Here is a 21,163-nt window from a genome sequence, read left to right on the forward strand (position 1 = left end):
GGAAGGACGGGACAGCCGCGCAGGGGCCGTGACAGTTTCTGTCCCCCACCTGCCGCAGTCTGACTTCCGTTCCCGCGAAGGCACGAATCGCATACCAGGAGCAGGCCATGGCTTTCCGTTTCATCCACGCATCCGACCTGCACATCGGCCGGAAGTTCGCCAACATCCCGCAGCCGCCCGACGGCAACATCCGCGGCCGCCTGATGGAGGCGCGGCACGCGGTCATCGGCAAACTGGCAGAGGCGGCGCGCAGCCGTGGTGCCGCCCATGTGCTGCTGGCGGGCGATACCTTCGACACGGCGACGCCCTCGGCCCCGGTGATCCGCCAGGCGCTCGGCGCCATGGCCGAGGCGGAGGGCGTGACCTGGTGGCTCCTGCCCGGCAACCACGACAACATGCGCGATGCCGAACCGCTCTGGGACACGATCCGCAAGGACGCCCCCTCAAACGTCATCGCCGTCACCGAAACCGCCCCGCGTGAACTGGGCGACAGCGCTGTCCTCCTGCCCTGCCCCGTGGCCTACCGCGCACTCGGCAGCGACCCGACGGAGTGCCTGCCCGGCATGACCAGCGCCGAGGGTCTCCTGCGCATCGGTCTGGCGCACGGAGGCGTCACCGATTTCACCGAGGCCGGGGACACCATCGCGCCCGACCGGGACCGCAGCGCGCGGCTCGATTATCTCGCGCTCGGCGACTGGCACGGGCGGCTTACGGTCTCTGACCGGGTGCACTACAGCGGCACCCCGGAACAGGACCGTTTCAAGCATGGTCAGCGCGGTGTCTGCCTGTGTGTCAGCCTCGACGGTCCGGCCGCCGTGCCCACCATCGAAGAGGTCCCCACGGGATCGTTCCTCTGGCGGGAGGTCGCCCTGCCCCTCACCGCACGGCAGGACGCCGCGGCGGCGCTGGCCGATGCGCTGCCCGCGACCGGGCGGCGCGACATACTCTTGCGCGTCGCGGCCTCCGGCTGGGCCAACCTGCCGCAGCAGGTGGCGCTGGGAAACGCGGCTGACGACGCCGCCCCGGACTTTGCCCATTTCGAGCTGCGGACCGACGAACTCGGCGCCCTGTTCGAGGCCGCCGACCTCGATGCGATCGACCGGGCGGGCGCGCTGCGGCTGGCGGCGGACGGCCTGATGGCGGACGCCAACGCCGAGACGCTGTCGCAGGCGGATCGCGACGTGGCGGCCGACGCCCTCGCCCGGCTTTACGCCTATGTGCGGGAGGAGGCTGAATGAAACTGCGCAGCATCACCCTCAACAACGTCCGCCGCTTCACGGAACCGGCGCGGGTCGACGGGCTGGGCGACGGGCTGAACGTGCTCTGCGAGCCCAACGAACACGGCAAATCCACCCTCTTCGATGCCATCCAGGCGCTGTTCTTCAAGCCGCACGGGTCGCGCGACAAGGAGGTTTCGTCGCTCAGGCCGCACGCGGGTGGCGCCCCGGAGGTCACGGTCGAGTTGGAGACCGCCGACGGCCGCTTCACCCTTTCCAAGCGCTGGTTGCAGAGGCCCTCGGCGACGGTCCATCAGGGCAGCCGGCTGATCGCGCAGGCCGACGCGGCGGAGGCATGGATCGCCGACCTGCTGGGCGGCGACGCAGGCGGGCCGTCCGGTTTGATCTGGGTGCGGCAGGGCGTCACCGATCTGACAGCTGGCACAACGAAGGAACGGCAGGCCGCGCTCGAAGCCCGCCGCGACCTGATGACCTCCGTCGGGGACGAGGTCGAGGCGATGACCGGCGGGCGGCGGATGGACCGGGCGCTGGCGCGCTGTCGTGACGAACTCTCCGCTCTTGCCACCGGCACCGGCAAGCCGAAGACCGGCGGCGCTTGGAAGGCCGCCATCGACACGGTGGAGGCTCTGACCGAGCAGGAGGCAGCCCTTTCGGCGACCGCGCGCGACCTTCACGACGCGCTGGCCGAGCGCAAGCGCGCCCGGCGCGACCTTGCCGAATGGGACGCCCCCGACGCCGTGGCCGAGCGCAGCGAAAAGCTGGAGACCGCACGCGCCGCCCATGCCGCCGCCATGCGCCACGCCGAGGAACTGGATGCCGCCGCCCGCAGGGTCGACATGGCGCGCCTGACGGCGGAGGCGGCCCGGGGCAAACTCGCCTCCCTCCGCGCCGCGCAGACCGAACGGGCCGAAGCCGCGCGCCATGTCGAGGCCACCGGCGCCGAAAAACTGGCCGCGGCCGCCGCGCGGGACAAGGCGCAGGCCAAACGCGATGCCGCGCAAAAGACGTTCGACGCCGGAGAGGCTGCCCTGTCTAAGGCAGAGGCCACCCGCAACGCCGCGCAACGGGCAGAGGCCGCGCGCGGCGGCGCCGATCGCCGCAACGAACTGGAAAACCGCATCGCGCAGGCGGAGGAGATGCGCCGCCGGATGGAGACGGCGGCAGGCGCCGCCCGCAACGGACCCGACGCCACGGCGCTGCGCCGGATCGAGACGCTGGCCAACGCCCATGCCGCCGCCATCGCCGCCCGCGACGCCACCGCCACGCAAGTCATCGCCCATTACACGGCAGGCTCCGAAGGAGCGATCCGTTTCGGCGACGCCGCTCTGCCCGGCGGACAGACGGTCCCCCTCGCCCGGACCACCCGCCTCGACATCGCCGGTGTCGGTCACTTGGAGATCCGACCGGGCGACACCGGGCACGACACGGGGACCGTGGACGCCGCGGCCAAGGCGCTGCGCACAGCACTCGCAGCCGCCGGTGCCGAGACGCTGGAGGACGCGCGCGATGCCGCCGCCGCCCGGAACGAAGCGGAACGGCAGCACGCCGAGGCAAAAGCCGTGCTGCAGAGCCTCGCGCCGGAGGGTATCGAACAGCTCCGCGCCGCGCTCTCCCGGATCCCCATCCCTGTGGAGGGCGAAGATCTGCCCGATCTGGCGCAGGCGGAGGCAGACCTCGCCGCCTCGAGAGAGGCAAGGGACATCGCCCGCAGCGCGCTCGACACCGCAACGGAACGGCTGGCGGACGCCCGGGCGGAGGTGCTGCGCGCCGACACGGCCCTGACCTCGTTGCAAGACCGCCTGACGCGCGCCGAAGACGCCTTTGCGCGGACCGGTGGCGCCACGGAAGACGAACTGGCCTCCGAACTGGAGGCGCTGGAGGCGGCACTGGCCCAAGAGCAGGCCGCACATGCCGCCAAGGCCAAGGATGCGCCCGATCCCGCCAATGCGCGCGCCGCACTCACACGCGCGGAATCCGTGGAAACCCGTGCGCGCGATGAAACCGCCCGACTGAAGCTGCTCCTCGCCCGGCTCGAAGAGCGCATCGGCCGGTCCTCCGGGGACGCGGTCGAGGAGAGGCTGGCCGAGACGACCGAAAAGCTGACGTCGGCCCGCGAAGCCCTTGCCCGGATCGAACACGAGGTGGCGGTGCTGCGGCGGCTCGAACAGGCGCTGGAAACAGCCCGGAACGAGGCCCGCGACCGCTATTTCGCCCCCATCGCCCGGGAACTGAAACCGCTCCTGCACCTGCTCTGGCCGGACGCGGAACTGACCTGGGGCGAGGAATCCCTGCTGCCGGACGCGCTGCTCCGCGATGGCCAGAGCGAGCCGGTCGACATACTCTCCGGCGGCACGCAGGAACAGGTGGCCCTTCTGGTCCGGCTGGCCTTTGCGCGCATGTTGTCCCACGCCGGGCGCACCGCGCCGGTGATCCTCGACGACGCGCTGGTCTTCACCGACGACGACCGGATCGAACGGATGTTCGACGCGCTGCATCGCCAGGCGGGCGACCTCCAGATCATCGTCCTGACCTGCCGCCAGCGCGCCTTCCGCGACCTGGGCGGTCATGCGCTGAGCTTTGCAGCCGTGGCGCCGGAAGACGCCTGACGCCCACCCGCCCATCGCGTTTCACGGGGGACCGCGCCTGTGTCAGGCCGGTTCCTGGCCCCTCAAAAATAGCAATTGACCGGGCGCGCGCTTTTCTGGCAAGGAAATCGCACGTCCGGTTCCGGGGTTTTCACGCCCCGGAGGAAAGAGGGAATGCAGTGCGGCACGCCAGTGCCTACCCTGCAGCTGCCCCCGCAACTGTAAGCGGCAAGCAGGGCTGATATGCCACTGGAGAAATCCGGGAAGGCCAGTCCAGATGCGATGACCCGCGAGCCAGGAGACCTGCCGGACTGGCGCCCATGGAAGAGGCGCTTTTCCACCGGACGCCGGGGTGCGCGTCTGGCCTCGTGCGGCGGCGGGTCATTCCGCCGCGCGGATGGGGTCGAGCGTTCCCTGCGTCCAGAAACGACGCGCGCCGGGTGTGGCGCAGTGGACAGGGACGACTTCATGAAACGCAGGTTGAGTGCCCTTGCGGCGTGCATCGCGCTTCCGGCGATGACACACGCGCATTTCCTTCTCGAATATACATCGGACACCATCATCGACCGCCCCGGCGACGTGCCGGTCAAGCTGATCTTCTGGCACCCCTTCTCCAACGGCTACGTGATGGAGATGGAGACGCCCCGGGAATTCTTCATGGTGCATCACGGCAAGCGCACCGATTTTCTGGACACGCTCGAACCGACCGTCTTCACCGGGTCCGAGAACGAGGCCCCGGCCTTTCTGGGCAGCGTCCCGGTCAAGCGGTCGGGCGACTACGTGCTCGTGACCGTCCCGCAGCCCTATTTCGAGGAATCCGAAGACAAGTACATCCAGCAGTACACCAAGGCCTTCCTCAACCGCAGCGAACTGCCCACCGACTGGATGAATCCGGTCGGTCTCCCGGCCGAGATCCTGCCGCTGAACAAGCCCTACAACGTGCTGGCCGGCTCCACCTTCACCGGACGGGTCATGTCCGAAGGCCAGCCCGTCGCCGGCGCCGAGATCGAGGTGGAGTTCATGGCGGCCGAGCCGGACATGAACCAAGCGCGCGCCACCGATCCGGTGGTCAGCCCGCCGCCCGGCGGCGCGGTCGTGATCCTCTCCGACGACAGCGGGTATTTCACCTTCGGCATCCCGAGGGCCGGACACTGGGGCTTTGCCGCGCTCGGCGTGGGCCCGGTGACCGAGCACGAGGGCAAGGAACTCAGCCAGGACGCCGTGATCTGGATCCGCGCCTGGGAACTGGAGTGACGCCATGCACATCGTGGACGGAGCCCTTTCCAACCCGGTCGTGATCGGCGGGGCCGTGCTGGCGGCGGGCGGCATCGCCTGCGGCCTGCGGTCGCTGACCATGGAACGCATCCCCGCCGCCGGTGTCCTGTCGGCCAGTTTCTTCGTGGCCTCGCTGGTGCATGTGCCCATTGGCCCGTCCTCGGTGCATCTCATCATGAACGGTCTTGCCGGACTCGTGCTCGGCTGGGCCGCCTTTCCGGCGCTCTTCGTGGGGCTGCTGCTTCAGGCGGTGTTCTTCGGGTTCGGGGGCCTCACCGTGCTCGGGGTCAACACGCTGAACATCGCATTGCCCGCCGTCTTGGCGGGCCTCCTCTTCGGGCGGCTCATCTCGCGCGGGACGCCGGTGACGGGGGCCATCTGGGGCGCGGTCGGCGGCAGCTTCAGCATCGCCGCGACAACCCTTTTCGTGGGCTTTTCCCTCGCGCTGTCCGGCGACGCTTTTATCCCGGCGGCCAAGCTGGTGTTCGTCGCCCATATCCCGGTGATGATCATCGAGGGGCTGCTGACCGGATTTGCCGTCCTGCTGGCCCGCAAAGTCAAGCCGGACCTGTTCTTTGCGCTGCAGCGAGGCACAACATGAAACGCCTCGCCCTTGCCGCCGCGCTCATGGCGCTGCCTCTGCCCGCCCAGGCCCACAAGGTCATCGCCGCCGTCTTTCCCTCCGGGTCCTCCATCGAGGGCGAGATCGGCTTCTCCAGCGGCGAGATGGCCGTGGGCGAGGAGGTGATCGTCACCGCCCCCGACGGAACCGAACTGGGACGCGCGGTCACCGACGCCGATGGCTTCTTTGTCTTCACCCCGGAACAGCCGGTCGAGCATCGCTTTCGCGCCGATCTGGGCGCCGGGCACGTGGCAATGACCACCCTGCCCGCCGAAGACGTGGCCGCCATCCTCGGCAAGCCGGTGATCGAGACCCCGCCGCCCGCCGCGACCTCCGACGCAACCACCCCGGCCGCAGTCGCCGGGCTGACGGCAGAGGAGCGTGACGTTATCGCCGAAGCCGTCCGGGACGAGATCCGTCCCCTGCGCCGCGAAATTGCCGCTTACAAGGAAAAGAACGATCTGCAGACCATCCTTGGCGGGCTGGGCTACATCCTCGGCCTGTTCGGCCTGGGATTCTACATCGCGGCCCGCCGCAAGATGGCGGTCTGATCCATGGGTCACGTCCTGACACAGGCGCAGAAGACGCTGGCCGACACCGGGGCACCGGGCCTGACCGCGGTGAACCAGCTCGACCCGCGCACCCGCATCCTGGGCGCCTGCGTCTTCGGCGTCGTGGTCGTCGCGCTGTCATCGCTGGCTGCACTGCTGGCGGCACTTGTCGTCTCCGCCGCCTTCCTCTTGCTCTCGCGCCTGCCCATCCTGCCGACGCTGAAGCGCATGGCGGCGATGGACGGCTTCATCTTCTTCATGCTGGTGCTCTTTCCGTTCACCGTGCCCGGCGACGCGATCTTCTCCGTCTGGGGGTTCGACGCGACATGGCAGGGTCTCAGGCAGGCGGTCGAGATCGCGCTGACGGCCAACGCGGTCATCCTCGCCCTCATGACGCTGGTCGGGTCGATGGAGCCGGTCACGATGGGCCATGCGCTCTACCGGCTGCGGTGTCCCGAAAAACTCGTGCACCTGATGATGTTCACCATCCGCTACATCGAGGTCCTGCGCGAGGAATACCTCCGCCTGCGCGCCGCGATGAAGGTCCGGGCCTTCCGCCCCACGACCTCGTGGCACACCTATCGCACCTTCGGCTACCTCGTGGGAATGATGCTGGTGCGCGCGATCGAGCGGTCCGAGCGCATCCTCGCCGCGATGAAATGCCGGGGGTTTTCGGGGCGCATCGTGCTCCTCCAGGACTTCGTCTACACGCGCCGCGACGCGATGTTCGGCCTACTTCTAGTGGTCATCTGCGCAACGCTCCTTCGGCTGGACGTCACATGGCCCTGATCGACATCGAAGACGTGCACTTCGGCTACCCGGGCCACGACCCCGTCCTGAAGGGCGCAAACCTGAGGCTTGAACCGGGCCAGCGCCTGTCGCTGACCGGCCCGAACGGCGCGGGCAAGTCGACGCTGCTGCGGCTGATCCTTGGACTGCAACGGCCCGACAGCGGCACGATCCGCGTTTTCGGCACCCAGCGCGTGACCGAGGCGGACTTCCACGAGGTGCGCCGCCGGGTCGGACTGGTGTTCCAGGACCCCGACGATCAGCTGTTCTGCCCGACCGTGGCAGAGGACGTGGCCTTTGGGCCCCTGAACCTCGGCCGCAGCCGGGAAGAGGCGCTGGCAATGGTCGACCGCGTTCTGGGCGACCTGGGCCTGACCCACCTGCGCAACCGGATCACTCACAAGCTGTCCGGCGGCGAGAAGCGGCTGGTCACCCTGGCGACCGTGCTGGTGATGGAGCCTGAGGCGCTGCTGCTGGACGAGCCGACCAACGCGCTCGACACACGCAACGAAGCACGGCTCCTGGAAATCCTCGACGCCCTGCCCCAGGCCATCCTGCTGGTCAGCCACGATCCGAGGTTCCGCGACAGGCTGGCGCCCGACTCCGTCGAGTTGTGCGACGGCAAACTCATACCCGCCTGAAGAGGCGCGTTTACCACCTTCGAAGCCCTCCAGAAAAAAATGCGGAATGTTAATAATTCTGCGGAACGATTGCAGTGTTTCCGCGTTCTACGACTCTGGACTTCTAGGAAGGTGACCTTACGTTGATGTTATTCGCAGATGTATCGCTGTCCGGAGGGCAGGATACGCTGTCTCTCAGGCACAGGATTCGTAACGACACCGGCCCGGAACATGCCCGTGTGGAACTCCGTTTCGACAACGTCTTCCACGATCCGCATGCCCGCCTCAACGACTTCCTCCGCGTCCAGCAGAAAGCCCTTCTCGCGCTGTGCCGCCGCACCGCCGACAACAAGTCCCTCCTCAGCCGGGAAATCATCGTAGATCTTCTGATGCGGCTTTTTGCCGATGTCGGCCCCGGGCCTACGCAAGGTCAAGCTGGCCAGCCGCTGCATCCTGTGGCAATCGACTACATTGTGCTGGGATCGCGGTTGGGAACTGAGGTGATCCGGCGCAGGCTGGTCAAGGCGGATCCGGACATCGCCATGCCATCCTATTTCCTTGCCCCTCCGGTCGGACCGGTCTGGCAGCGCCATTGCGCTGGCCTTGACTCTATGGCCGCGCGCAGTCCCGAGGCCGACCGCATTGTCGCGGACGCCACGGAAGCATTCAAAATCTTCGACCGCGCAGCCGCAGCGCATGTCTCCTGAACCAACCGGACTGAAAGGGTCGCCTATATGAAAATCGCAAGGGCTTCGGGTTCCGACAGCGACAGCGTGGACCTCACCAATTGCGACCGCGAACCGATCCACCAGCTGGGTCGGGTACAGTCCTACGGCGCCTTGCTCGCCGTCTCGACGGACTGGATCGTCCAACACGCCTCCGAAAATCTTCACGACATCCTCGGCATCGACCATGACAGCGCGATCGGCCGTCCGTTGCAGGACCTCATCGTCCACGACGGTTTCGAACGGATGCGCAAGAGCATGCACCTCACCGACACGCCGGATGGCGTGGTGCGGCTGTTCGGCATGACCCTGCAGAACGACAACCGGACTTTCGACGTGTCCCTGCACGGCAGCGGACGCCACATGATCGTGGAGTTCGAGCCGCGCGCGGTCTCGCACGGCCGCGATGTCATGTCCGAGGTCTACCCCCAGATCCTTCAGCTGAAGGGCTGTGCCGACCTCGAAAGCCTCGCCCGCAGGGCTACCACCGCGCTGCAGAAACTCGCCGGTTTCGACAGCGTCATGCTCTACCAGTTCCAGGCCGACATGTCTGGCAAGGTTCTGGCGGAAACCCGGAGCGACGGCGCTCACAGGTACCTCGGCCTGATGTTCCCGGCTTCCGACATCCCCGCACAGGCCCGCGCGCTCTACAAACGGTCGCTGCTGCGGCTGATCGCCGATGTGGACGATCCGGGCAGCATGATCTCTCCGCCCCACACGGTCGACGGCGCGCCCGTGGACCTGTCGCTCGCCGTGACGCGCGCCGTCTCTCCGATCCATATCGAGTACCTGAAGAACATGGGCGTCAATGCCTCCATGTCCGTCTCGATCATCAAGGACGGCGAACTCTGGGGCCTGTTTGCCTGCCACCACCACAGCCCGCGCTACATCGACTACGAACGCCGCACCGCGTTCGAGATGTTCGCGCACATGTTCTCGTACGAGCTGACACGGTTCGAGGACGGACAGCGCAAGATCGCGGAGGTGAACACCAACCGTCTGCAAAGCCGCCTGATGACGCATATGGCGGACGGACAGAAACTGGCGGAGAGCCTGCTGGCGGTCAGCGACGATATCCAGTCGGTCCTGCCGCACGACGGGCTGTGCCTGTATGACGGCGAGTCCCCGACCTGTATCGGCACGACCACCACCGCGGAGGAGGTCCGCAGCATCGCGCGGTTCCTCGACCGCTCCATCGGCTCGCAGAATTACTACACCGATTGCCTTGGCAACGTGCACGAACCCGCCCGCGATTACGAGGATCGCATCGCCGGTGTTCTGGCCATCCCCATTTCGAAGCGGCCCCGGGATTACCTGCTGCTCTTCCGCCGCCCGATCAACGACACGGTGTCCTGGGCGGGCGATCCGAACAAGCCGGTCACCGTCGGCCCGAACGGCGTGCGCCTCACGCCGCGCAAGTCGTTCGACGTGTGGAAGGAAACCGTGGCCGGTCGGTCCGCTCCCTGGACCAACCAGGAGGTGCACGCCGCAAACCTGCTGCGCACCGTCCTGCTCGAGGTCTTCCTCAAGGTGACGGATGCCGCGAACCTCGAACGGGAGCGGGCACAGGAACAGCAGCAACTGCTGATCTCCGAACTCAACCACCGCGTGCGCAACATCCTCAACCTGATGCGCGGGCTGCTGTCGCAATCGCGGGCCTCCGCTGCCACGCTGGAAGATTTCACCGCCAACCTCGACGGGCGCATCCACGCGCTTGCGCGGGCGCACGACCAGCTTACCGCGGATCACTGGGAACCTGCCTCGCTTCGTGAACTGATCGTCTGCGAATTCGCGGCCTATGCCGACGGCAAGGCGGCACGGGTGAAGATCACGGGGCCTGATGCTCTGGTAAAGCCGCAGGCCTACACCACGCTCGCGCTGGTCCTGCACGAGATGGCGACAAACTCCGTCAAGTACGGCGCGCTCTGCGACAGCCGCGGGCGCGTGGACATCAACATCTCGCAGGACAACGCGGGCGGTCTGCTGATCGACTGGTTCGAACGCGGTGGCCCGCCGGTGTCGCCGCCGGAACGTCGCGGCTTCGGAACGGTCATCATCGAGACGTCGATCCCGCACGAACTGAAGGGCGATTCCCGGATCCACTACAAGGTGACCGGGGTCGAGGCCCACTTCCGCCTGCCGCCGCACGTCCTCGCCAAGGTGATCGAAGAACAGGCGGCTCCGTCGCCCGCCCCGGTCCAGCCGGCACAAGAGGCCGCAGGCGCCGATTTTGCCGGTCCCGCCCTCGTGCTGGAGGATTCGCTGATCATCGCGATGGACGCGGCCGCCATGCTCGAGGACATGGGCGCCTCCCCGGTGGAGATCGCCTCGTCCGTCAACGACGCGATGGCATGGCTTGAAACAGTAACCCCCAATCACGCGGTGCTGGACGTGAACCTCGGCGACGAACAGTCGCTGCCCGTCGCGGAAAGGCTGCATGACATGGGCGTGCCGTTCGTGCTGGCAACCGGCTACGGCGACAACCAGGCGCTGGTCGAAACCTACCCACCCTGCGAGATCGTCCAGAAGCCGTTCACCGACACGGCGCTCAGATCGGCGTTCGAGCGGCTGGCAAACAGCAAGCGCAAGGCCTGACGAATTGCCGTCGCGGCGGGTGATCCCCGCCGCGGCAGCGCAACCCGGATGTTATTGTGTTGCGGACAGGGGCGGCGGACGGGGGTTCGATCCCTGCGCCGCTTCCGCGTCGCGATGTTCCTGCGCAAGTTTCAGCACCCGGACCAGTTCGATGCGCGAGATCGGCTTGGCAAGGAACTCGTCCATGCCGGCCTGAAGGCACTTGCCCACGTCCTCGGCAAAGATGCTGGCGGTCAGCCCGGAGATGTAGACCCGCGACACCGGCCCCCGCAGCGCGCGGATGCGGCGGGTCGCCTCCGGCCCGTCGACCTCGGGCATGTGCTGGTCCATGAGGACAAGGTCGATCCCCCCCTTGGCCACGCGTTCCACCGCCTCGGCACCGCCGGAGACGGAGTCCACCTCATGCCCCAGGCGTTTGAGCATCGCACAGGCCACGGTCAGGTTGACCTTGCTGTCGTCCACGACGAGCACGCGCAACGGCTGCTGCGTCGTATCCGCGCCCTCATGGATATCAATGGACGTATCGGGCGCATGCCCGGCCTCCGGCAGGGGCAGAGCGAAGTGGAAACGGCTGCCCTTGCCCGGAGTGCTGTCCAGCCGCAGCGTGCCGCCCATGGCGTCGACCAGCGCGGCACTGATCGACAGGCCCAGACCGCTGCCCGACATCCGACTGCTCTGCGCCCCCGCCACCTGGTAGAAACGCTTGAAGATCCGCGCCTTGTCAGCCTCACCAATGCCGATCCCGGTGTCGATCACCTCGAACCGGAACCGCCCCCGCTCGGCCGAGACGCGCACCCGGACACTGCCGGTGTCGGTGAACTTGACCGCGTTGCCCGCCAGATTGATCAGAACCTGGCTCAGCCGGTCGGCGTCGCCGATCACCCAGCTGGCACAGTCGGCGCCCATCTCGACCTCCAGCGACAGTCCGCGCGCGTCGGCCTGCGGGGCAAGGACGGACACCGCGCTGCGCACGACGCCATCGAGGTCGAACTCCTCCGCACGGATCAGCACTTCGCCCGCTTCCAGTTTGGATATGTCGAGGATGTCGTCGATCACCGATTTCAGCGTCCGCCCTGCGTTGCGGATGATCGTCAGCTTGGCAAGCTGATCCTCCGTCACCTCCGTCTCAAGCAGCAGGTCGGTGACCGGCAGGATGCCGTTCAGCGGTGTCCTGATCTCGTGGCTCATGGTGGCGAGGAAGCGTGACTTCGCCTCGACCGCCGCCTCCGCCGTGTCGCGCGCCTCCGTCAGCGATTGCTCCTTGCTGCGGATCGTCTCGCGCATGGTGGCGAAACTTTCCACCAGTTGGCCGATCTCGTCCTGCCGCGCCTTGGGCAGCGGCGTGTCGTAGCGGCCCGCGGCCAGCTCCTTGGCGGCACGCGCCAGCATCGACGCCCGCCGCAGCACGAGCCGGTCCAGGAAGACCATCCCGCCGACACCGAAGATAACGACGATCCCCATCATCACGACACCCAGATGCCAGACCTGGCTGCGCAGCGCGGCGCTGTGGACCCGGATGTCCAGATGCACGACCAGCGTGCCGACAAGCCGCCCGCCGAACAGGATCGGCCGGGTGACGAGGTAATGGTCCTTTGTATGATCGGGGTGCTCCAGCGGATAAAGGCGCCGCCCGTCCCCGTCGAAAAGCTCCACCCCGCGCCACGCGCTGAAACTCATCTGCGCGTGATCGAGGATCTCGTGCGCCGCGCCGATCTGGTTCTGCAGCATGTAAGGCGTCAGGGCATTGCCCAGCACGTCAAGCTGGCGCTCCGTCAAAGTGACTTCGAGTTCGTTGAACGTCCGCTGGACCTTCGGCTGCCAGATCCCGAAGAACAGAAGGAACCCGAGGAGACCGACAAGGGCGCCCATCTGCAGGAAACGCCCGCGCACGGAATAGCGCAGCTTGCGGTGGCCCCGTCCCTCGTCCTCAGTCATCGCGGCACCTCATGTACCGTCACCTCATTCCACGAAACGTTCGAGGTTCATGTCCCTGAGTGGCTGGTAGTCCTCCATCGTCGCCGTCACGATCTCGCGGAAGGGCACCCGGTCGAGCGCGGCCTGCCCCCCGGCATCGTGCGCCATGTCGAGGAAGGCGCGGCGCACCTCCTCGCGCACCTCTTCGGAGACGCGGGGGTGGGCGACGACCGGATGCGGCGGCACGCGCTGCGTCTCATGGATGATGCGCAGGCCGTTGCGGACGGTCTCGGGCTGGGCGGTGAAGGTCGCCATCACGCCACCCGCCGCCGCCGACCGTCCCAGAAGCACGTTGAGATAGGCGGAGCTGTGCGTCGCGGCATAGACCGGCACGCAGTCGATGCCGAACCTCTGCGCAAGGTCGGAACGGATCATCAGCGAGGCGCCAAGCGCGTTGGGTGCAGGAAAGGCCACCTGCTTTCCGGCAAGCTGGGCGGGGTCGTCTATGCCCCCGTCGCGGGCGACCACGAGAATACCGAAAAGCTGCCGCCCCCCGTCGCGCAGCAAGGGCAGATACCCCTGATGATCGTGCGCCATGACCGCGTGATAGGGGTTCATGTAGGCGAAATCGAAGGCGCCCCGGCGAAAGGCATCCTCGAACGCCGGTATGTCCGGTGTGCCAGACATGACGAAGCGGTGGCCGGTCCGCCGCTCGAGCTCCTCGAGGATCGGAATCCAGGTGGAGGCCAGCCGCAGCGGCTCGAACTGCGGCACGACGCCGAAGCTGTACTCCTCGGCCACGACGGGGCCGCAAAGCCCAAGGCTCATGCAGGCCAAGGCGGCCATGCGCCGCAGACGGGTTGCCATGTGTTTCATCGACCTGAACCTCCTCCCATACCGGATCCGCGCGCCACAGCCGCCCGAGGAACACGCAGGCCGGCGCATCGCGCCCGCCGTCGGGCCCGAATAAATATCAAAACGGTTAAGAAACGCGGAAGCTGGCCCCGGTGCAAAGCCCGTGGAATTCGTATCGATTTCCCCCTTTGCAATTCGCGGCGCGGCGCCTATATCTAGGCTGTTCCTTCGGGAACTATGGGCATAAACGCGCATGTAATAAACGGATCGGACCCGGGGGCGGTACCCGGCGGCTCCACCAAACATCCCTTCGTTGGGGGACAATGGGGCCGAAACAGGATCGACGAACGCGTAAAGATGTTGCTTTGTCCCGGTGAGATACCACCGTTATCGGTTCACAAAGTACAATTGCCAACGACAATCGTGCTCCGGTTGCAGTTGCTGCGTAAGCAGTAACGAGACCGAAATCTAAGTCCTTGCGCCTAGCAGCGTAAGGCGGGGTTCGCAGGCACCTGGCAACAGAAGCCTGCACTTCACGTCCCGTGCCATCCCCGTCCGCGACCGCCAGTTTGCACTCACTTTTGGGACCACACCGGACGCAGTCGTCACCCGGACCGACCGGAGTTCCGCAATGCGCCTCCTGCTTCCCCTCATCGCCGTTTCGTTCATCTCCGCCTGCGGCGGCCCGATGCCCGGCGGACACATGACCGAACCTGCCCAGCCGATGCGTTATGACGTGATGGAGCGGGCCCGGGATCTGTCGATGGGCGGGCGCCACGACGACGACCACCCGACTTACGGCAGACCCGGCGACACGCCGCGCCCGGCACCCGTTTTGCCCCCGTGCGACGATACAGGCCTCGGCGACCGGCCCTGCCCCTGACATACCCGCTGCTGCAAGGCAGGATGATTGTCCGCCGCGCTCTTGCCGCCCTCCTTCGCCCCGCTACGTCTGAGCGAACCAGCAAGGCGGACCCGGATGACAGACCTGCTCAACATTCTCGTCGCACTGATGACCATCGCTTTCGGCGGCATGGCCTTCGTCAGCCCGCGCTTCGCCGCGAAGGCGCTGGACCTGAAGCCGGTCAACAGCACCATGGGCCTGAGCGAGCTGCGCGCCTCTGCGGGCGGGCTGTTCGTGGCCATGGGCCTGTGCTGCCTGATCACCGGCGCGGATTTCGCCTATGCCATGCTGGGGATCGCTTACGTCGGCGCAGCCACCGGGCGCGTCGTCTCCATGGTGATGGACCGGCCGCCACAGCCCAAGGCCTTCGTCTGGTTCCTGCTGGAGGCCGCCCCGGCCGCCTGGCTGATCGCGATGAACTGGCCCGCGACGGCCGCCTGAGCCCGGGCTCGCTCCGGTCTGTCTTGTGATCGTCACGAAGCCCCCCTAAGCCTTTGGGGATCATGACGCCCTACCCTCTCCTGACCCGAGTCTTCGCGCGCATCGGCCTGCTCTCCTTCGGCGGTCCGGCGGCGCAGATCGCCGTCATGCACCGCGAACTGGTGGAGGAGCGTCCCTGGCTCACCGAGGCGCAGTTCCTGCGCGCGCTGTCCTTCTGCATGCTGCTACCCGGCCCCGAAGCGATGCAGCTCGCCACCTATGCCGGCTGGCGCCTGCGCGGCATCCCCGGCGGCCTGATCGCGGGCGCGCTCTTTGTCCTGCCCGGCGCGGCGGTGATCGCGATCCTCGCACTGCTTTACGCACAATACGGCACACGGCCCGAGACGGAGGCGCTGATGCTCGGCGTCAAGGCCAGCGTCATCGTCATCGTGGTGCAGGCGCTGCGCCGGCTGTCGACCAAGGCCCTGAAGCGCACGTCCGACATGGTCATGGCGGTCGCGGCCTTCCTCGCCCTCTTCGCGTTCAGCCTGCCGTTCCCGCTGGTCATCGCGCTGGCGGCGGCCTGGGGGGCGCTGCGCAGCCGTGCCACAGGGGACGAACCGGCCACACCCGCGACGGACGCCACCCGCAAGGGCACCGCCCCGGCCACGATCCTGCTGTGGCTGGTGCTCTGGCTGCTGCCCCTTCCGATCCTCTACGTCGCGGGCCAGACGCTGCTCTTCGACCTCGCCGCCTTCTTCGCGAAACTGGCTGTCGTGACCTTCGGCGGCGCCTATGCCGTCCTTGCCTACATGGCGCAGGAGGTGGTGGAGATCCGCGGATGGCTGACCGCGCCGCAGATGGTCGACGCCCTCGGGCTGGCCGAGACGACGCCCGGGCCGCTGATCCTCGTCACGCAGTTCGTGGGCCAACTCGCCGGACATGCCGAGGGCGGACCCCGCATGGCATTGGCCGCCGGGGCGCTGACACTCTGGATGACCTTCGTGCCCTGTTTCCTCTGGATCTTCACGTTCGCCCCGCATGTGGAGACCGTGCTTGCCCGTCCGCGCCTGCAGGCCGCGCTCAAGGGGATCACCGCCGCCGTGGTGGGCGTGATCGCCAATCTCTCGCTCTGGTTCGCCCTCCACACGCTCTTTGCCGACACCATGACCATCGACCGCGGCCCGCTGTCCATGCCGCTCCCCGTCCTTTCGACCCTCCGCATCGACGCCTTGCCGCTGATCGCGCTGGCCGCGCTGATGTTCGCGCGCAAGGCACCGGTGCCACTTGTGCTGGCGGTCTGTGCGCTCGCCGGCTGGGGTCTGGCGCAGGTCTGACTCCCCCCTTCCATTCTCCGTCCAGAGCAATATGGTGGGCGCAACGAACAGAAAGCCGAACTATGTCCGACAGTATTGATTACGGAAAACTCATGCACCGCGCGATGCGCGGCCTCATTCAGGAGGTTCTGACCGGCGTGTCAGAGCATGGGCTGCCCGGCGATCATCATTTCTTCATCACCTTCGACACCCGCCACCCGGAGGTCGAATTGGCCGACTGGCTGGCCCAGCGTTACCCCGGCGAGATGACCGTGGTGATGCAGAACTGGTACGAGGACCTCGAGGTCGGTGACGAGGGCTTTGCCGTCACGCTGAACTTCGGCGACGCACCGGAACGGCTGTCGATCCCCTACGATGCCATCCGCACCTTCGTCGATCCCTCCGTGGAATTCGGACTGCGTTTCGAAAGCCAGGACAGCGAGGACGACGAAGGCGACGACGATCCCACGCCCGGCGGCGACGGTCCCGGCAAACCCGAGGCGCAGCATCATGATGCCGAAGTCGTCAGCCTCGACCGTTTCCGGAAATGAACCTTTCGTAAAGGGTGCCTGCCGTAACGTCCACGGGACTATCCTGCCTGGGTCTCGGGCGACATCGGCATGAACCCTCTGAACTTCGCCATCCTCGACTATGTCGCTCTGCCGATATTCGTCCTCCGGCCCGATCCGGAGGGCAGGCCTGTCTATGCCTTCTGGAACCGCGCCGCCGAACGGCTGGGCGCCCGTCCAAGGGAGGAGGTGCTGGGCCATACCGCGCGCGAGGTCTACGAGGGCGCCTTTGGCGAAGCGGCCTACCGGCGTCACATGGAGGTCATGGCCACCCGCACCGCGCAGACCTACGACCTCTTGCTCGACCTCGACGGCTCCGCGACGGAGGTCCAGACCACCCTCTCGCCGATCCTCGGGCATGACGACCATATCATCGTCATCGTCGGCACCTCGACCATCGTGACGCCCATCCGGGCCGCGCAGCAGAAGGACATCGAAACCCTCGCCAGGGTCGAACGCGCCCGCCGCGAGATGGAGCAGTACCTCGCCTTCGCCGCCCACGACCTGCGCGCGCCCATGCGCCGCATCCTCGGCCTGTCCGAACTGATCCGCGACGAACTGCCCGAGGACGCGACGAAGGCGCGGGAGATCGCCGACCTGATGTCGGAAGTCAGCGAAAAGGCGCAGGACCTGATCGGCGAGGTCCTCGACTTCAGCGAGGCCAGCAATGCCGAGGAGCGGATCGAGAGCTTCGAGTTGCACCTGCTCTGCCGCGACATCTTCACCGTCCTCGACCCGCGCGGGCAGCACGACCTCGACGCACAAGAGATCCGCCTGACCGCCGACCGCACCGCGCTCCAGATCATACTGCGCAACCTCGTCGACAACGCGCTGAAACACGCGGGCAAGGACCGGGTGCGCGTCCGCGTCCGAACCGACGCGACGAACGAAGGCCTCGACATCCTCGTGGAAGACAACGGCAAGGGCCTGCCCGGCGGTACGCTCGACTTTCTCGACGGCAAACCCTTCGAATACGGCCATGGCTTCGGTCTGCTCGGGCTGCGGCGGCTGCTTGGCATGCGCAAGGGCAAGCTGTCGGCAACCCAGCCGGAGGGCGGCGGCAGCGTATTCCGTGTGCATCTGCCCGGAACCCGTCTGGCCTGACCCCGGGCCGTTCCGCTGGGGCAATTCGTCTCTAGGCGCGCGGCACCGGCCTTAGTAAACCTTGCCGCGATTGCACGATTGCCCAGCATCCCGCTTTCCTTTAATCGGCATGCAATCGCATACAAATGCAGGAGTCGCCCATGACCGCCACCCGTACCGAGACCGACAGCTTCGGCCCGCTGGAAGTGCCCGCCGAAAAGTACTGGGGCGCGCAGACCCAGCGCTCGATCATGAACTTCCCCATCGGCTTGGAAAAGCAGCCCGTGCCGATCGTCCGCGCCCTTGGCGTCATCAAGAAGGCCTGCGCCGAGGCGAACAAGTCGCTCGGCACCATGACGCCCGAGATCGCCGACGCGATCATGGCCGCCGCACAGGAAGTCATCGAGGGCAAGTTCGACGACAACTTCCCGCTGGTGGTCTGGCAGACCGGCTCCGGCACGCAGTCGAACATGAACGCGAACGAGGTCATCTCCAACCGCGCAATCGAGATGCTGGGCGGCGAGATGGGGTCCAAGTCCCCCGTCCACCCCAACGATCACTGCAACATGGGCCAGTCGTCGAACGACACCTTCCCGACCGCGATGCACGTCGCCATCGGCATGCAGGCGCGCGACGTCCTGCTGCCCGGCCTGAAAAAGCTGCACGCGGCGCTCGAAGCGAAGTCCGCCGAATTCAAGGACATCATCAAGATCGGCCGGACACACACCCAGGACGCCACTCCGCTGACGCTGGGCCAGGAATTCGGCGGCTACGCCCACCAGGTCAAGAAGGGCATCGAACGGGTCGAGGCCTGCCTGCCCGACATCTACGAACTGGCGCAGGGCGGCACCGCCGTCGGTACCGGGCTCAACACGAAAAAGGGCTGGGCCGAGACGGTGGCAGCCAACATCGCCGCGATCACCGACCTGCCCTTCGTCACCGCACCGAACAAGTTCGAGGCACTGGCCGCGCATGATGCGATGGTGATGTTCTCCGGCGCGCTGAAGACCGTGGCGGCAAGCCTCTTCAAGATCGCCAACGACATCCGCCTCTTGGGCTCCGGCCCTCGTTCCGGCCTTGGCGAACTGATCCTGCCGGAGAACGAACCCGGCTCGTCGATCATGCCGGGCAAGGTGAACCCGACGCAGGCCGAGGCGCTGACCATGGTCTGCGCCCATGTCATGGGCAACGACGCGGCGGTCGGTTTCGCGGGCTCGCAGGGCCACTTCGAGCTGAACGTCTACAACCCGATGATGTCCTACAACGTCCTGCAATCCATGCAGCTTCTGGGCGACAGCGCCTCTGCCTTCACCGACAACATGGTGGTGGGGATCGAGGCCAACGAGGCGCGGATCGAGAAGCTGATGAAGGAATCGCTGATGCTGGTGACGGCGCTGGCGCCGACCATCGGCTACGACAACGCCACCAAGGTCGCCAAGACCGCCCACAAGAACGGCACGACCCTCAAGGAAGAGGCCATCGCGCTCGGCTTCGTGGACGAGGAAACCTTCGACCGCGTCGTCCGGCCCGAAGACATGATCGGCCCCAAGGACTGACCTTGCCGCAACGCGGAAAGACACCGACGCGCGCCCCATCCGGGCGCGCGTTTCTCGTTCGCCCGACTTCTGACCCGCGCAAACGTGAGCCGCGATCCGTTGACCTCAGACGATTTCCACCGATTTCAGGGGGATGCAACGCCGAACCCTCCTCGCCTCCGCCCTGGCCCTGCCCTTCGTCTCCCGCGCTTGGGCGCAGGACGATTCCTTCGCCGCCTTCGCGGAGGCACACGGCCAGTTCCACGCGATCCTCGTCCGGAAGGGCGACACGCTGATCCACGAAAAGGCCTATCGCGGCCCCGGCCTCGACGCGCTGGCCAATATCAAGAGCTGTTCGAAAAGCATGGTCGCGCTGCTTCTGGGCTGTGCCATCGACCGGGACGAGGTCGCGCTGGACGCCACCCTCGGCGACGTGGCGCCCCGGCTGATCCCCTCCGGTGCCGACCCGCAGGTGGCCGACATCACGCTCGGTGACCTCGCCAGCCTCCGCGCCGGACTGGAGCGGACCTCCGGACCCAATTACGGTGCATGGGTCGCCTCGTCCAACTGGGTGCGCGACGCGCTGTCCCGTCCCATGGTGGCGGAACCCGGCGGGCGGATGCTCTATTCCACCGGCTCGACCCATGTCCTCGGCGCGGCGCTGGCAGAGGCGACCGGCCTCACGCTGCTGGAACAGGCCCGCACCCGGCTGGGCCGCCCTCTGGGCATCGACATCCCGCCATGGACCCGCGATCCGCAGGGCTTCTACCTCGGCGGCAACCAGATGGCGCTGACGCCCCGGGCGATGCTGCGCGTTGCGCTGACGATGCGGGACGGCGGCGTCTGGGACGGAACGCAGGTCATCCCCGCCAACTGGGCGGAGACCTCCGTCCAGCCGCTGACACGCTCGCCCTACTCCGGCCTGTCCTACGGCTACGGCTGGTTCCTGAGCCCCACCGGCTGGGCTCTGGCGCGCGGCTACGGCGGACAGATCATCGCCTTTCACGCCGACCGGGACATCGCCGCCGCCATCACCTCCGACCCGAACCGGCCCGCGCGCTCGCAGGGGTATTTCGGAGCGCTGATGGACCTGCTCGACGGCCCGGTCCTGTCCGTCTGAAATCCATGGAACGCCGCCAAGAAGCCAGCTAGGATCGCGTCATGAGCAAGGTCGTCAACCTGAACCGCTTCCGTAAGCAGAAGTCCCGCGACGAGAAACGCCGCGAGGGCGACGCCAACGCCGCGCAACACGGCCTGACCAAGGCGCAGAAGACGCTGGCCAAGGCCCGCACCGACAAGGAGCGGCGCGACCTCGACGGGCACGAACGGGAATGACGGGCCGCCCGGTCAAGCGGTCGCTGACCCTGAAGGGCCACCGCACCTCCGTCTCGCTAGAGGATGCCTTCTGGACCGAATTCCGGCGCATCGCGGCCGAGATGGACAAGCCCCTGAACGCGCTTGCCTCCGAAATCGACGAGGCGCGCGACCCGGAGGTCGGGCTGGCCTCCTCCATCCGCGTCTACATCCTTCGCAAACTGGTCGAAGAACGCGACGCAAGAGTCTGAAA

General features: G+C 67.0%; 19 protein-coding genes, 1 other RNA gene, 1 pseudogene and 1 riboswitch. Of the genes and pseudogenes, 19 read left to right on the forward strand and 2 right to left on the reverse strand.

The window, feature by feature from the left end:
- The first annotated feature begins 107 nt into the window (after window positions 1-107).
- The 9 genes and pseudogenes from ACU0DV_RS10420 to ACU0DV_RS10460 all read left to right on the forward strand — a co-directional run bounded on the left by ACU0DV_RS10420 (window position 108) and on the right by ACU0DV_RS10460 (window position 11,000).
- Entirely contained in the window at window positions 108-1,238 is a 1,131-nt protein-coding gene (locus ACU0DV_RS10420) for a metallophosphoesterase family protein (protein WP_446241741.1), read from the forward strand.
- Window positions 1,235-3,844, forward strand: a complete 2,610-nt coding sequence (locus tag ACU0DV_RS10425) for an AAA family ATPase (RefSeq protein WP_446241742.1) — start codon at window positions 1,235-1,237, stop codon at window positions 3,842-3,844. The genes ACU0DV_RS10420 and ACU0DV_RS10425 overlap by 4 nt, the downstream gene beginning before the upstream one ends.
- A gap of 99 nt (window positions 3,845-3,943) precedes the next feature.
- A riboswitch (cobalamin riboswitch) is annotated at window positions 3,944-4,148 on the forward strand.
- 143 nt (window positions 4,149-4,291) lie between these two features.
- Complete coding sequence (locus ACU0DV_RS10430) at window positions 4,292-5,077, forward strand: DUF4198 domain-containing protein (protein ID WP_446241743.1); 786 nt, start codon at window positions 4,292-4,294, stop codon at window positions 5,075-5,077.
- Window positions 5,078-5,081: 4 nt separating this feature from the next.
- Window positions 5,082-5,699 carry a cobalt transporter CbiM gene (gene cbiM, locus ACU0DV_RS10435; protein ID WP_446241744.1) on the forward strand — a complete coding sequence of 206 codons (618 nt, stop codon included), beginning with the start codon at window positions 5,082-5,084 and terminating at the stop codon, window positions 5,697-5,699.
- Entirely contained in the window at window positions 5,696-6,271 is a 576-nt protein-coding gene (locus tag ACU0DV_RS10440) for a cobalt ABC transporter permease (protein ID WP_446241745.1), read from the forward strand. Before cbiM ends, ACU0DV_RS10440 begins: the two co-directional genes overlap by 4 nt.
- 3 nt (window positions 6,272-6,274) lie before the next feature.
- Window positions 6,275-7,060 (forward strand): cobalt ECF transporter T component CbiQ, encoded by a 786-nt coding sequence (gene cbiQ / locus ACU0DV_RS10445; RefSeq protein ID WP_446241746.1) that lies wholly within the window; start codon window positions 6,275-6,277, stop codon window positions 7,058-7,060.
- A gap of 59 nt (window positions 7,061-7,119) precedes the next feature.
- Window positions 7,120-7,701, forward strand: a pseudogene (locus tag ACU0DV_RS10450) (energy-coupling factor ABC transporter ATP-binding protein); the annotation flags it as partial.
- A 125-nt stretch (window positions 7,702-7,826) separates the two neighbouring features.
- Window positions 7,827-8,387 carry a hypothetical protein gene (locus ACU0DV_RS10455; protein WP_446241747.1) on the forward strand — a complete coding sequence of 187 codons (561 nt, stop codon included), beginning with the start codon at window positions 7,827-7,829 and terminating at the stop codon, window positions 8,385-8,387.
- A 27-nt stretch (window positions 8,388-8,414) separates the two neighbouring features.
- Window positions 8,415-11,000 carry an HWE histidine kinase domain-containing protein gene (locus tag ACU0DV_RS10460; protein ID WP_446241748.1) on the forward strand — a complete coding sequence of 862 codons (2,586 nt, stop codon included), beginning with the start codon at window positions 8,415-8,417 and terminating at the stop codon, window positions 10,998-11,000.
- A gap of 51 nt (window positions 11,001-11,051) precedes the next feature.
- Here ACU0DV_RS10460 and ACU0DV_RS10465 read toward each other — a convergent pair whose 3' ends face one another.
- Both ACU0DV_RS10465 and ACU0DV_RS10470 read right to left on the reverse strand, forming a co-directional pair.
- The gene (locus ACU0DV_RS10465; protein WP_446241749.1) at window positions 11,052-12,935 is read right to left on the reverse strand and encodes an ATP-binding protein; all 1,884 of its coding nucleotides are present in this window, start codon (window positions 12,933-12,935) and stop codon (window positions 11,052-11,054) included.
- Between the two features lie 24 nt (window positions 12,936-12,959).
- Window positions 12,960-13,790, reverse strand: coding sequence for a phosphate/phosphite/phosphonate ABC transporter substrate-binding protein (locus ACU0DV_RS10470; protein WP_446241750.1), 831 nt, complete (start codon window positions 13,788-13,790; stop codon window positions 12,960-12,962).
- Between the two features lie 162 nt (window positions 13,791-13,952).
- Between ACU0DV_RS10470 and ssrA the strand changes: the two genes are divergently transcribed.
- The 10 genes from ssrA to ACU0DV_RS10520 all read left to right on the forward strand — a co-directional run bounded on the left by ssrA (window position 13,953) and on the right by ACU0DV_RS10520 (window position 21,161).
- Window positions 13,953-14,302: a transfer-messenger RNA gene (ssrA, locus tag ACU0DV_RS10475) on the forward strand.
- A 98-nt stretch (window positions 14,303-14,400) separates the two neighbouring features.
- On the forward strand, window positions 14,401-14,652 hold the full coding sequence (locus ACU0DV_RS10480; protein ID WP_446241751.1) for a hypothetical protein: 252 nt from the start codon (window positions 14,401-14,403) through the stop codon (window positions 14,650-14,652).
- A gap of 96 nt (window positions 14,653-14,748) precedes the next feature.
- On the forward strand, window positions 14,749-15,114 hold the full coding sequence (locus ACU0DV_RS10485; RefSeq protein ID WP_446241752.1) for a DUF4345 family protein: 366 nt from the start codon (window positions 14,749-14,751) through the stop codon (window positions 15,112-15,114).
- Window positions 15,115-15,176: 62 nt separating this feature from the next.
- Entirely contained in the window at window positions 15,177-16,430 is a 1,254-nt protein-coding gene (gene chrA / locus ACU0DV_RS10490) for a chromate efflux transporter (protein ID WP_446241753.1), read from the forward strand.
- A 62-nt stretch (window positions 16,431-16,492) separates the two neighbouring features.
- Complete coding sequence (locus tag ACU0DV_RS10495; RefSeq protein WP_100930534.1) at window positions 16,493-16,960, forward strand: SspB family protein; 468 nt, start codon at window positions 16,493-16,495, stop codon at window positions 16,958-16,960.
- 69 nt (window positions 16,961-17,029) lie between these two features.
- Window positions 17,030-18,082, forward strand: coding sequence for a sensor histidine kinase (locus ACU0DV_RS10500; RefSeq protein ID WP_446241754.1), 1,053 nt, complete (start codon window positions 17,030-17,032; stop codon window positions 18,080-18,082).
- A 140-nt stretch (window positions 18,083-18,222) separates the two neighbouring features.
- The gene (gene fumC / locus ACU0DV_RS10505; RefSeq protein WP_446269775.1) at window positions 18,223-19,617 is read left to right on the forward strand and encodes a class II fumarate hydratase; all 1,395 of its coding nucleotides are present in this window, start codon (window positions 18,223-18,225) and stop codon (window positions 19,615-19,617) included.
- A 133-nt stretch (window positions 19,618-19,750) separates the two neighbouring features.
- Complete coding sequence (locus ACU0DV_RS10510) at window positions 19,751-20,716, forward strand: serine hydrolase domain-containing protein (RefSeq protein ID WP_446241756.1); 966 nt, start codon at window positions 19,751-19,753, stop codon at window positions 20,714-20,716.
- 41 nt (window positions 20,717-20,757) lie between these two features.
- Window positions 20,758-20,931, forward strand: coding sequence for a DUF4169 family protein (locus tag ACU0DV_RS10515; protein WP_283983360.1), 174 nt, complete (start codon window positions 20,758-20,760; stop codon window positions 20,929-20,931).
- Window positions 20,928-21,161, forward strand: coding sequence for a ribbon-helix-helix domain-containing protein (locus ACU0DV_RS10520; RefSeq protein WP_283983361.1), 234 nt, complete (start codon window positions 20,928-20,930; stop codon window positions 21,159-21,161). Before ACU0DV_RS10515 ends, ACU0DV_RS10520 begins: the two co-directional genes overlap by 4 nt.
- Window positions 21,162-21,163: the final 2 nt, after the last annotated feature.

This window comes from Sagittula sp. (genome assembly GCF_052825245.1).